This window comes from Chitinophaga sp. SYP-B3965 (assembly GCF_009647655.1).
GTDB lineage: Bacteria > Bacteroidota > Bacteroidia > Chitinophagales > Chitinophagaceae > Chitinophaga.
The window spans coordinates 406,762-419,275 of sequence record NZ_WJFD01000003.1 but is presented as its reverse complement, the minus strand read 5'-3'; the positions used below and the strand labels follow the sequence as shown (position 1 = coordinate 419,275).

Below are 12,514 nucleotides of genomic sequence, written 5' to 3'. Positions count from 1 at the left end.
AGGGCTTATTTATTTTTTCTGACGCGTCTTTCACTTAGATATTTCCTTACAGGGATATCATAAACTACCATTACGAGGTAGGCTGCTCCAACCAGCAGGATTAGCCCTGCTATAATGATGAGCGTCAGTTGCATTGTATCCGGCTTATGACTGGTGTAATAATTTCCGAACATCCATAATACGGCATAATGCGTCATGTACAATGGGTAAGAGATCTTTCCTGAAAATATGCAGATCTTTTGTAAACGAGGTGCTAACGTAGCCCCTGCGCCCAAAGCTATTATCAAAGGAAAGTAAAACAATACTACCAAAGGTTCGGTTAACCAATTCCATTCTGAAAATGGCATTATAAAGGCAAGGCACAATAGCATGGCTATGCCGATAAATCCCAGCTTGTTTTTGATGATCCAGTTGGAACGGTAAATAAGTAGTCCTGCTAAAAAGGAATACGATATCCGGGCGCTCCCGTCCCAAAAGGTTGGGCCGCTCCAACCGCCTAATAAATTGCCGGAACGGTAAGCTACAAAGCAAATCGCTACTGCTGAGATGATGGTTAACAGTATCAGGAAGCCTCGTTTGATCTTAGAAAGCACAAGCGCGTAAACGATGTTGGCGATATATTCCCAAAACAATGACCACGACGGTGCATTAAAGCTGAACAGGTTGAATCCACGGTCGGCTACGACAGGCAAAGGAATTAGTAGTAATGAGCACAAAAATGCCACGATGATCTCAGCGGCGTTGTACAATTCGGGATGGCCGCCGAATGGATCGAATAAAAATGCGAGCAGGCCTAATACTGATCCTGCTATGATCAGTGGGTGCAGCCTGATGAGCCTCGATTTAAAAAACTCGAGAACACCCATTTTTGCTATACGATCGTCATAGGCGTATCCGATCACAAACCCCGAAAGGCAGAAAAAGAAATCGACGGCTAAAAAACCATGTGCGATAAAATTCTTGCTGAAATCGGTGTAAGCCCATTCCATAAAATGAAACACTACAACGGCCAGGGCGGCAATGCCCCTCAATCCATCCAGAATATTGAAATGCTGTTTTGTTTGCAGAATTGCCGCGGTGGGTTTGTTTGTATCCATTTTAATGTATGTCCTGCTTTATTTTTTCTCAGTTGTAAGCCTCAATTCAGTAATCACATTATTAGCCTCTTCAAAAAAGAGGGTCCATTCGGATGAATTATTTTCTATGTTACTCATTGTTTCCTGAGCAACAAATTTCCCCTTGTTTGTTAAAAAATAGAATCTTACACAATTTTTGTCTGGTAAAGGAAGTATTTCAGTTCTCAGGGATTTTCCAAGGTAATTTTGTGCCTTTGATACAAATTCTTTTGATGCTTTATTTACATTTTCATGTTTCCCTCCACCAATAACACCTCCACCACTGCTGAAATAGATGCTTGCATCACCAGTTTCATAAGAAATAAGTGACATAGTACCTTCACCCAAATCCCAATCCATGATAACACCGAATACTTTGGTTTCGCCTGAAGGGATTGAAAGTTCCAGTTGCTCAGGTGTAACATTAAAAGCCATCTTCCTTAAATCCAGGTAAGGGCTGTCAGATGGTTTATTTTCTGTCTGCTTAGCGCGTTGTTTGTAACTTATATAAAAAATAAGCCCACCCAAAACAACAAGTCCAATTAAAGTATAGATCATATGATCAATAAAGATAGAAATTACCAGTTACATTCCAAAGCTAATGGAAGGCTGTTTTCACGCAAAAAGCGAAGAGAATTATTTCTCTTCGCTTTTTTATCTTTTGGGCCTTGCATCCAAAAAAATCCAGGCAGTTATTTCACCAGCCACATAACATCATTCCGTGTATCAGAACCATTATACTGCTGCTGCAATGATGCTTTAAGATTAACTTCATTAGTAGTATACTCTGATGTAGGATAAGCCCACCTCACGGGTATCTGGTTATTATTCTCATTGGCAGGCCCGATATGAAAAGCAGGCACTCCCGTCCTCCGGTAATTATAATACGCCTCCCGGCCGGAATTCTGGAAGAAGGCCACATACTTCTGTTTGAGGATTTGATTCAATCCATTTACATTATCCCCGGCATAATTATTTGTGGGGTCTGCGAGGAAGTATTGTGCTATATCATTATCACTGATACTATAGGTTTTCATGGAGAGTGTGATACCTTTCTTATAATAGGCAGCCGCATCGCCGGCTACCCAGCCTCTGTTGATAGCTTCGGCAATGGTAAAGGAGGTTTCGGCGGCTCCGAACATAATGTATGGCACTCCTGAAGGAGAGCTTACCCAGTAATCAAAGTTGATATTGGATAATTTTCCGTTAACAGCCTGATCTTTAAGTGTTGTTTGTAACTCTCCGGTTTTACCGCCACGGAAGGAAGTAAAGCGGGCCGCATAACCAGGATCGCCGGAATTTTTTGCTGAATCCGTGGGGGTGGCCACTACGAATATTCTTGGATCTTTGGTAGCAGAGAGAATGCTGAGGTAAGTATCACCTATGTGGTTTCTCAGATCCCGTTTAACTACCACACCATCTGCCGGCCATAAGGGATAATTGTTATCGCGGGATGCGCTGTTGTATACCAGTTTGAAATTGTCTGTATTCTCCAGGATCAGTGGGTACTTTGCAGGATTGTTGACTATTTCTGCAAACTGCTCCCTGACTTTCAGATTGGGCGCATCGATAGCGCGTTTGCTAAGGCTGATGAGTAATCTTAAGCGATAAGAGTTGATCAGTAGTTGCCAATTCTTCATGTTACCTTTGAAGTAAAAATCACCGCCAACGGTTGCTTTTTTTTCTGCGAGTGGTGTGATGTCTGCATTGGCTTCTTCCAGCCATAGCAGACATTGTTTATAGATTGCTTCCTGCGTATCGAATTTAGGTTGGAAGATGCCTTCTGTTGGGCCTTTTAGTGCTTCTCCTAAAGGAAGTTCACCCAGCATCACCGTCATTTCCGTGAAGAAGTAAGCTTTGAAAAACTTTGCCAGGGCAAGATAGGGTTTGCCTTCTTCTCCTTTTTTCTCCGCTTCTGCTTCCAGTCGCACTACATTCCTCAGTTGATTATATCCTGCAGTACTACCTGCTCCCCATGCATACGACTGATTGCCGTAATAAGCTTCATTGATCACCATATACTGGTTGTTCTGCTGATCTCCTCCCCAGGGGCTTGAGCGCATGTCCAGCAATAATCCTGTTAGAATTAGCTGGGGATGTGGATTGGTGATGGCGTTCGGGTCTTTCTGCAACTCGTCGATGTTCTTACACGCTATAATGTTCATCAGAACACAGGCAAGTAATATTATAGTGCTTTTCATGATTCTGCGTCTTTAAGATTAAAAAGTAAGATTGAGGTTTACGCCAAAGCTTTTCACGGAAGGTGTTTGGAAATCGGATACACTGCCTGTGTACTGGTCGAGGTCCATGCTCTGTGTTCCTTTACCGGTAAAGTATAGCAGGTTCCTGCCTACAAGTGAAACGCTGGCGCTTTGGATACTTCCCACTCTTTTCAGCAACCCGGAAGGCACATTGCAGCTGAGGATCACTTCCCGCAATTTTAGATAGGTCCTGTTCCTGGCCAGTTGGTCACCTGATTGATAGAAATTTCGTGCCCATGTTTGCCAGAGAACGGGTACATTATTCTGTTCAAACTTTCTTGTATCGGTGATCACTTTGCCATCCTGGTCTGTACTTAACTGTCCGCTGACGATCTTTTGCCCGTTCGTCATTACTGAACCTTTCCAGCTGGGATTATTCCTGTTGGTCCAATCGAGGAAACGATATTCACTGGCGGATGCTGGATGCGTGCCGGCACTCCACTGATAGCCATCCAAATAATTGTTGATGAGGCCTCCAAAACGTCCGTCTACCTGGAATGACAGGTTAAAAGATTTATACCGGAAGCTGTTGTTAATGGCTGCAATGAAATCATTATCGCTATATCCGATCTTGCTTCTATATGGATTATAAGCGGGGAATCCGTTACTGCCAACAATCATATTGCCGTTCCCGTCCCGTTGAAAATCGGTGATAAAATAACCGTCGGCTCTTTCTCCAAGGCGGATGTTACCATCCCGTTGCAATACGCCATCAATCTCTTTCAGCCACCGGTGGTTGGTGGACCAGTTGCCCAATATATTCCAGCTGAAATTTTTCCCGGATACAGGTGCTGCTGTCAATACTACTTCCCATCCACGGCGTATATAGGTATAAGCATTCTTTTGTACAGAGGTAACGCCTGAACTGTTGGATACAGTTACATACTGGATCCCCGGGCCTTCAACATTCCGGAACCAGGCCACATCTACTCCCAGCTTGTTATTCAGGAAACGGATCTCCATGCCTGTTTCAATGTTCTTAACGCGGGAAGACAGGATATCAGGATTATACAAAGTACCGGAGTAACCTACACCTACATTATTATCCCATCTTGTTCCATATTCGGAATAGGTGGGGTTGAGGTTGAAGATGTCATAAGGCTCTGTGCCAAGGTCTCCTGCAACATTCGCGTATGATCCTCTCAGTTTAAGAAAAGATATTGCCCTGGGCAACCGGAACATGTCTGACAGTACAGTGCTTACGGAAGCAGAAGGGTAGAAGTAGGTATTGTTCTTTTGCGGTAATGTGGAGGATCGGTCAAAACGACCGGTGAGGTTGAGGTACACATATCCTTTATAATCGAGGTCAACAAAACTATATGCACTGGCTACCTGTTTAACAGCGCTGCTATTGGTAGGAGAGTTTGGCTCCTTGGTATTGGAGAGTTTGTATACTCCCGGAACAATTAATCCTCCTTTGGTGGCGCCACTGATCTGTTTGGCAGAGAGTGTACGGAGGTTTCCGAAAACGGCCCCTCTGAAGTTGATATTGTTCCAGAATTTATCTGTATAACTCAGCGATGCTTCTGTGTTGTTTTCCCAGAGTTTGGACCATTCTTCTGTGTATCCGCCTATCTTGCTGTATGGACTGTAGAAAGTACCGCCGTAAGGATATTGGGTAGTACGGGTAAGGTCATAAGTACTCACATTGGTGCGGACGTTGAATGCGAGTTTGTCTGTGATCTTATAATCCATCTTCACGTAACCGTACAAGTCATTTTTGTAATAACCGCGCAGGTTTTCATAGGCTACTAACCAGGGATTGTTATACAGTGTGTATTCCCTGTTATATACTTCAATTCCTTCTTTACCGGGTTTCCAGTAATTGCGGAGATCACGGATATCATAGTCTGTACCACCCCAAACCGTGATCAGGTATATGAGGCTTTGCGGCCCGTAACCCAGTGTAGGGTAGTTTTTGGTGTACTGTTTATTATAATTGATGTTGGTTTCAAAACGAACTTTCTTACTTACATCCAGCCCGCCGGTAACATTAAAGTTGGTAGAGGCGATCTGTGAATTGGGCACTGTTCCTTTTTGATAGGTTTGTGTGATGGACAGGCGGATGTCACCTTTATCATTGTTGGCGGATATGGCAATATTGTTAGTGCTGAGGATACCATCACGGAGGAAGTTCTTCAGATTATCCTTACCCCTGGCCAGCCATGGAAGTGGTTGCAGGTTACCGGTTTGCTGATCAACGGGACTGTTATATTGTGTAATGGGCTGCCCTTCAAAACGGGGACCCCAGATGAAATAATCATTGTCGTTGATGCCGCCGCCCATACCATCTTTAAAGGCATACTTGAAACCATCACCGGCGCCATATTCCGTTTGGTATTTCGGGATGGCGTTATAACCGGTTTGCCATTGTGTGCTGGAATTAAAGTCTACGGCAAAACCACGTTTGTTCTTTGTGCCGCGTTTGGTAGTGATGATAATGGCGCCGTTCATGCCCAGTGCGCCATATAGTGCTGCAGCACTTGGACCTTTTAATATGGAATAGGATTCGATGTCGTCCGGAGAGAGGTTCCAGGAATCAGATTTTACAATAACGTTGTCTACAACGATCAGTACGCCGGTCCTGCCACGTAGCATAATACCGGGATCGCCAAAAAGATTGGGGCTGGGGGAGATGGTAAGGCCTGCTACTTTTCCTGTTAGTGAACTGATGGCATTGGGTTCCCTGGCTTTTACCAGGTCTTTACCACTTACATCCTGCACACTGTAACCTACTGCCTTCTTTTCCTTTTTAACACCCAGGGCTGTTACCACTACTTCGTTCAGGTCGGCAACGGACTGTTTTAATGTAACAGTAATGGGGCTTCCTGCTTTAACAGGCACTAGTTGTTGCGTGAAACCCATCAGGGAAATAACGAGTACATCGCCATTGGCGGCGTTAATATTAAACTCACCGTTTGCATCAGTGAAGGCACCTCTTGAGGTACCCTTTACTTGTACGCTAACGCCGGGCAGGACTTCTCCGGCTTCGGATATTACCCTGCCTTTTTCGATGGAAGGAGAAGCCTGGTAGAAGGCTGAAACATTGAGGGACATACATGCTGCCAGAAGCAGAAGTATTGCCCCGCGGGCATTTCTTTTCAATTGTTCACCGTAAAATTTGCTTTTCATATATTTGCCAGGTTTAAGGATTGAAAAATTATGTCAGAACAGATCTAAATTTTTAACCTGAAACAAATGCAGGGTCTTCAATTCGCAGTTGAAGGCCCTTTTCTTTCCAGGATCTATACATTAACTGATAAAAGCTCGGCGACCGTTTCTTTTGCATAACCGGGAGATGCAGTCATGCCTTTTCCGCCGATGGCGGTAATGATGTGAATATGCTCATCAATTGTTTCTCTGAATATTTCCCTGCTTTCGCATTGTGCGTAGAAGCCCAGCCAGGTATTGCGGAGCTGCCAGTTATCAAGTGAATAGATCTTTTTAGCTTCTTCTATCATATAGCTGTTGAGGGCCGCATCGGTATCAAAATCCGGAACGGCGCTTTTTGCTATAGGGGTATAATGATGGGAGTCTCCTATAACAACAGAACCATCTTGTAACTGCTTAAATAAGATGTGCACACCATGCTGCTGATGAAAGTCGTTTTTGTTTTCCCTGCTTTTAATGTCAGCCCAGGATGGACAGTCCTGGAAGCTTTCATAACGCCTGATGGTCCAGCCGGTTAATACGCCACCTTTTATCTTCACATTCGCCTGTGGCATCGTATCCATCATTTGCAGCTTCACGATCTTAATATCACTTTTGCTGAACAGATCGGGGTATAGTAACTGGAATTCATTACCGGAGCAAACAAACACTTTGCCTGCGGTCCATTTCTTTCCTGAAACGGATTCTAAGGTTACTGTACCGTTCGTATGTACAATCTCCTTAATAGTAGTATTCGGAATATAATGGAGGGATAACTGTTCAACGCAATAATCGATCAGCCGGGGTAAAGCATTGCGCGGATCAACTACCACCTCTTCGGGAAAGAGCAAACCGGCTTTAGCGTAACTGTCATTGATACCGGGGTACATGTTCAGACAGTTGTTTTGCGATAACAATTGTGAGATGTAACCGTTTTTTTTGTTGATAGCTGCCAGTTCTTCTATCAGCTGTACCTCTTCCTGATTGCTGGCGATATATACAGTACCTTCTTTGCGAGCTGTTATATCAACCTTTTGCTGTACCTCGTTATAAAAACGGAGACTTTCCAAACCATAAGCCTGCCACTTGCTACTGAACCCGGAAGGTATCACCTGTCCGAAATTCCTCACAGAAGCATCCTGCACATAGGAATTACGTTCTATCAATGCAACATTATATCCTGCTTTCAGGCAATAATAAGCATGTGAGATTCCAAGGATACCGCCACCCACAATTATTATATCATAACCTGATCTTACCATTTTCTGTTTTATTTATCTAATTTTAGGAATGTTGTGAAAGTGAAGCCAGCTGTACAAATGTATATGCCTGCAAGTGCTTTTTAGGGTCAGGAATTGTTACATAATTCTTAATTATATATTAACCGTATTAATTAAATTAATTAATTTATCAGGCCTCTATTTATGGCGTAATACAGCTGTTATGACGAGATTTATAAAGGATGCTATTCGCTTGCAGGAAGTAATTGACCTGGTTCAATTAAAAGGTTATAAGAATAAAGATCTTGCGGAATACCTGGATATATTCCCTTCTGCGTTTTCTACGCTGATGAATAAAGTGATAAAGCCGGTGGTGAAAATGCATATAGAATCGCCGGAGAAGGAGATACCGGTTGCAGAGATCTTTGCGCGTGCAGGAAATGTTTCTGAAGTGAAAACCAAAAGAGCGTTGCCGCATTATATCGAGGTGCTGGAAAATTTGCTGGGTCATGAAGATACTACACAGCAGAAATCACAAATGGGATTTATAGAAGACCTGATAAAAAATACACCTTACGACACGCTGAAAATATTAGAAGGGCTGTATGATTGTTATTACCTTTCTTCATTCGGCTACAGGATAAAAAAGGAACCCTTCCTCATAAAAATGAATCCGCGGCATAACCAGTATCAGGTATTCAAAGGAAATGATCTGGGGCCAGCCCGCTATGTAGGACTGGCATATATATCCAATCCACAGTTGCTTACCATGCAACTGTCTGAAGTAGGCACCATGATCACAGATCACTTCATGGCTCATTTCGTTCTGCCTCCCACTTACTCCACTACAGTGAGCCTGCTGAAAGGCATTGGTGTTTCCATCTCTAATTCCAGGTTGCCAGTTTCCCGCAAAGTGATCCTGGAGAAGGTGAGTAATAAAACCAGCATGGAATTTTTTAATGAGCAACCTACTACCTTCTTTGAGAAAGACGAGGGTAACGACAATCCAATCGTTTCTTATCTCAGGTCGCATATCACAAAGCTTGAATACCTTGCAGTTCCTTATGAGAGTTATGATAAGAACGATCTGAAGAAAGAGGAACAGGTGCAGCGTTTGGCATCACCTGATGATTTACCGTTATAGTATTTCTACATATCCGTCCGTTCCATTCACCCGGATCCGCTGTCCGTCTTTGATCAGTTTGGTCGCATTTTCCATTCCTACAACTGCCGGCAAGCCATATTCCCGCGCAATCACTGCGCCATGGGTCATCAATCCACCAACTTCGGCAACCAGGCCCTTAATGGATACAAACAATGGCGTCCAGCTAGGGTCAGTAAAGGTGGTAACTAATATGTCCCCCTCTTCCAGATCAGCATCTTCCATGTTTAAGATCACACGTGCCCGTCCTTCTATAATGCCTGAAGAAACGGCCAAACCTACAATGGCCCCTGTCGGCAGATCCTCCCGGTTGTACTTACCTGCAATGATCTCTCCGTCAGACGTGATAACACGTGGGGGCGTTAACTTCTCATACAATTTGTGTTCTTCTTTTCGTTGGCTGATAAGCTGGTAGTCCAGTTTATTGGTGCGTACTGCTTCGCGGAATTCTTCAAAAGTAAGATAGTAAACATCTTCTTTTTCATGCACAACGCCGGCTTGCAGGAGTTGTTCGGTTTCTTTCATTAAAGCCTGCTTATAAACGAAGAGGCGATTAACGATACCATATTTTGGATATTCACGATAACCGGCGAAATTCCGGAGGAGGTCGATCAGCGATTTTGTGTCTTTTGCTTTTTGTTCACCATCCGGTAATTGCTTCAGTCGATCTAACAACGTTTGTTCTTTCTTCAGTGCCTCCCGTAGCCCCTGTTCAAATTTTCGTTTGCTCTCGCCAGGTTCAAAGTTTTTAATATTACCCAAAATGATCGGGACCAGTATAGTAGGATTTTCGCTCCAGCGGGTTTTAGTAATATCGATCTCTCCGGCGCATCGCATACCATATTTGTTGAGAAAAGCATAGATAGCATTCCGGGTTTCCTTACCACCCTCCAATTTAATCAGTTCATCCAAAAAGTTTACCTGCTGCAGATGCGCAATTATTGCCGGATAAGGACGGATCGCATCCGCAACATCCAATAGTGCCAAACCCATCTCCGAAGTAATATTGTTTGATACGGATTGAGTAAGTATGTCTGCTACGTTTTTTTCACCTAACCATTCGTTCATCTTTTCATTGATCCAGGCTGAAGCATTTATGGCAGCCATGATCACACCCAGGTGTTGTGCATGAAATATCATCTTTGATTGCTGGATATCTTCCAGGATAGCATCAAACAGATCCGGTCCTGACTTCGTTTGGATGTTTTGTTTTAGTGTTTCTACGGATGCTTCATTCTGTTTGATCAGATCAGTAACGATGGCCGGGTCGTTCCCCACTTGCGCCAAAATATCCGCGGGTGACATACCTTTACTGCTTTTAAAAGGCCCTGCTCCTTTTTCATTATCTGGTAACGATCTTATAAAACCTCCCCGCTCTACGATAGTCCGTAATGCATCTTTTATGAGCGGATCATGTTGCCCCATGTTTTCTAATAAATTATCCCTGCTGGCAGGTCTGGCCAGCTCATTCGTGACATCAACAAACAATCTTCCGCCGGCTTTAAACATGGGCCTGGCAGCTCTTAATTGCCATATGGACAATCCCAGTGGTTTCATGGGGTCCGTCATCATTTGCTGATGGCCGACAGATAGATAAACGTGATTTTCAGGATCATTTGCTTCAGGGACAGGATATAAAGTAGTGATAGGCCGGCTCTGTATAATATAAAATGTATCATCCGCCAAACACCATTCGATATCTTGTGGCTGGCCGAAATGTTCTTCGATCTTTTTTCCTATGCGTGCCAGTTCTAAAATTTGCTGGTCAGTAAGTGTTTGAGCATTTTGCTGCTCCGGCCCGATCTCCTGTTTTTTTGTGCCGCCATCTTTTAAAGCATAGATGGCCAGTTTCTTGGTGGATACCTTCTTATCGATCATCTTTCCGTTAGACACTTTATAAATATCAGCATTCACCAGGCCGGAGACCAGGGCTTCACCCAATCCGAAACTGGCATCAATGGATAATACTTTCCTGTTAGAAGTGAGGGGATCAGCAGTGAACAAAATTCCTGCTGCCTGTGGGAAGACCATCTTCTGAACAACCACAGACAGATGGACTTTATGATGATCGAAACCATTTTGAATGCGGTAAATGACTGCCCGCTCCGTAAACAGCGATGCCCAGCACTTGCTGATATGTTGGAGGATGGCTTCCTTTCCGATGATGTTCAAATACGTGTCCTGTTGGCCGGCAAAGGAAGCTGTAGGGAGATCTTCCGCTGTAGCACTTGAACGCACAGCAAAGGCGTCCTTTTCATTGAGATAACCTGCAATCTCTTCTGCTATATCCTTTGGAATAGGTTTGCTTTCAATGGTTGCACGGATCTTTGCGCTGACCTCACTGATGTTTTCACTTCGCGTTAATTCATCGAGCAGGTGGTTCAGCTCCTGATCATTTTCAGTTATTCTTTTATACGCTTCGGTGGTAACGCAGAAACCCTCTGGCACCTGTATTTCCCTGATCCTGGACAGTTCACCCAGATTGGCGCCTTTGCCACCTGCGGCCATAAACTTTGATCTGTCTATTTCCTGAAAACGAAGTACGTATGTGTTCATATTTTGCCTTTTTTAGAGATATGAAAGGTCAAAAGTATGAGGTGTGAGGCATCAAAACGCCCTTTTTTAACTATATTTTTTACGCACAATAATGATAGTGGTAGCAGCGTTTTCCTTACAAATAGAGGGATTGGACGGGCTATTCTTCTTTATACTCCAAAATATCGGCAGGCTGACAATCCAGCACTTTGCAAATAGTTTCAAGCGTACTAAACCGTATAGCTTTTGCTTTACCGGTTTTGAGGATGGAAAGATTAGATAAGGTCAAACCCACTTTCTCCGAAAGTTCATTTAACGACATCTTCCGCTTAGCCATCATTACATCAAGATTTACAATGATCGGCATGGCTATACAGTTAAGTCGTTTTCTGCTTGAATTTCAATTCCTCTTTTAAAGATCTGTGCAATTACAAAGAGGATAACGCCCATAAACAGCCATACATCAGCTCCTCCTATGCCTAAGTCTTGTATATCGGGCATTTCTACTCCCTGTTGAATAAACCACTTTACATATTTAGCACCCCATGCTGAGAACAGGCCTATTCCTAAAGCCAGGTAAGATACGGTGAATATGAAGCGTGCCACTTCCTTGCTGAAAGGCTGGGACATGTCTAATTTTTTATCGTGTAGCAGTTTTAGGATCAGATAAAATATAATTGTCTTCAATACTGCTGCAATGCCCATCAGTAATGTCTCTACAAGAAAATACCCGGGATCGTATTTATAAAGACTGGACAGATCAATTCCATTCCAGAAAGTGCTGGCGCCATTGGGGTTGAACAGCAGGACAACAAAAGCATTGCATATAATACCGCCCGCATCAACACACACGCCAAGAAATATTATCCAGGACAGGATATACAGTGCTTTCAGGATCTGCCTGGTTGTAATTTTAATTTCCATAATTGCTCGTTTTAAAGGATAACGATGCAAACATAATAAATATTTATTGAAAAACAATAAAAATATATTGTTTGCGGTGGAATTGGCTTTCAGGATTCTATAGAGGGCTGTTTGTTAGCAATAAGCACATTGCGCTGTATGATAATA

Annotated in this window: 9 protein-coding genes; 1 reads left to right on the top strand and 8 read right to left on the bottom strand. The window is 43.3% G+C overall.

Going from position 1 to position 12,514, the window contains the following annotated elements:
• Positions 1-5 precede the first annotated feature (5 nt).
• The 5 genes from GFS24_RS19475 to GFS24_RS19455 all read right to left on the bottom strand — a co-directional run bounded on the left by GFS24_RS19475 (position 6) and on the right by GFS24_RS19455 (position 7,788).
• Complete coding sequence (locus GFS24_RS19475; protein ID WP_153662297.1) at positions 6-1,097, bottom strand: acyltransferase; 1,092 nt, start codon at positions 1,095-1,097, stop codon at positions 6-8.
• Between the two features lie 18 nt (positions 1,098-1,115).
• Positions 1,116-1,673, bottom strand: a complete 558-nt coding sequence (locus GFS24_RS19470; RefSeq protein ID WP_153662295.1) for a hypothetical protein — start codon at positions 1,671-1,673, stop codon at positions 1,116-1,118.
• A gap of 134 nt (positions 1,674-1,807) precedes the next feature.
• A complete protein-coding gene (locus tag GFS24_RS19465) occupies positions 1,808-3,316 on the bottom strand; it encodes a SusD/RagB family nutrient-binding outer membrane lipoprotein (protein ID WP_153662293.1) in 1,509 nt (502 codons plus the stop codon).
• A gap of 18 nt (positions 3,317-3,334) precedes the next feature.
• Positions 3,335-6,508, bottom strand: a complete 3,174-nt coding sequence (locus GFS24_RS19460) for a SusC/RagA family TonB-linked outer membrane protein (protein WP_216647452.1) — start codon at positions 6,506-6,508, stop codon at positions 3,335-3,337.
• Positions 6,509-6,621: 113 nt separating this feature from the next.
• On the bottom strand, positions 6,622-7,788 hold the full coding sequence (locus GFS24_RS19455; RefSeq protein WP_153662291.1) for a TIGR03364 family FAD-dependent oxidoreductase: 1,167 nt from the start codon (positions 7,786-7,788) through the stop codon (positions 6,622-6,624).
• Positions 7,789-7,969: 181 nt separating this feature from the next.
• Between GFS24_RS19455 and GFS24_RS19450 the strand changes: the two genes are divergently transcribed.
• Positions 7,970-8,890 (top strand): hypothetical protein, encoded by a 921-nt coding sequence (locus GFS24_RS19450; protein WP_153662289.1) that lies wholly within the window; start codon positions 7,970-7,972, stop codon positions 8,888-8,890.
• Here the strand turns inward: GFS24_RS19450 and ppsA are convergent.
• The 3 genes from ppsA to GFS24_RS19435 all read right to left on the bottom strand — a co-directional run bounded on the left by ppsA (position 8,885) and on the right by GFS24_RS19435 (position 12,367).
• The gene (gene ppsA / locus GFS24_RS19445) at positions 8,885-11,464 is read right to left on the bottom strand and encodes a phosphoenolpyruvate synthase (RefSeq protein ID WP_153662287.1); all 2,580 of its coding nucleotides are present in this window, start codon (positions 11,462-11,464) and stop codon (positions 8,885-8,887) included. The genes GFS24_RS19450 and ppsA overlap by 6 nt on opposite strands.
• A gap of 139 nt (positions 11,465-11,603) precedes the next feature.
• Complete coding sequence (locus tag GFS24_RS19440; protein WP_153662285.1) at positions 11,604-11,810, bottom strand: helix-turn-helix transcriptional regulator; 207 nt, start codon at positions 11,808-11,810, stop codon at positions 11,604-11,606.
• Positions 11,811-11,812: 2 nt separating this feature from the next.
• On the bottom strand, positions 11,813-12,367 hold the full coding sequence (locus GFS24_RS19435) for a DUF2975 domain-containing protein (protein ID WP_153662283.1): 555 nt from the start codon (positions 12,365-12,367) through the stop codon (positions 11,813-11,815).
• Between the last annotated feature and the right edge of the window lie 147 nt (positions 12,368-12,514).

Coding starts and splice junctions, on each gene's coding strand:
- GFS24_RS19475 (WP_153662297.1), bottom strand. CDS start 1,097: ATGGATACAAACAAACCCACCGCGGCAATTCTGCAAACAAAACAGCAT.
- GFS24_RS19470 (WP_153662295.1), bottom strand. CDS start 1,673: ATGATCTATACTTTAATTGGACTTGTTGTTTTGGGTGGGCTTATTTTT.
- GFS24_RS19465 (WP_153662293.1), bottom strand. CDS start 3,316: ATGAAAAGCACTATAATATTACTTGCCTGTGTTCTGATGAACATTATA.
- GFS24_RS19460 (WP_216647452.1), bottom strand. CDS start 6,508: ATGAAAAGCAAATTTTACGGTGAACAATTGAAAAGAAATGCCCGCGGG.
- GFS24_RS19455 (WP_153662291.1), bottom strand. CDS start 7,788: ATGGTAAGATCAGGTTATGATATAATAATTGTGGGTGGCGGTATCCTT.
- GFS24_RS19450 (WP_153662289.1), top strand. CDS start 7,970: ATGACGAGATTTATAAAGGATGCTATTCGCTTGCAGGAAGTAATTGAC.
- ppsA (WP_153662287.1), bottom strand. CDS start 11,464: ATGAACACATACGTACTTCGTTTTCAGGAAATAGACAGATCAAAGTTT.
- GFS24_RS19440 (WP_153662285.1), bottom strand. CDS start 11,810: ATGCCGATCATTGTAAATCTTGATGTAATGATGGCTAAGCGGAAGATG.
- GFS24_RS19435 (WP_153662283.1), bottom strand. CDS start 12,367: ATGGAAATTAAAATTACAACCAGGCAGATCCTGAAAGCACTGTATATC.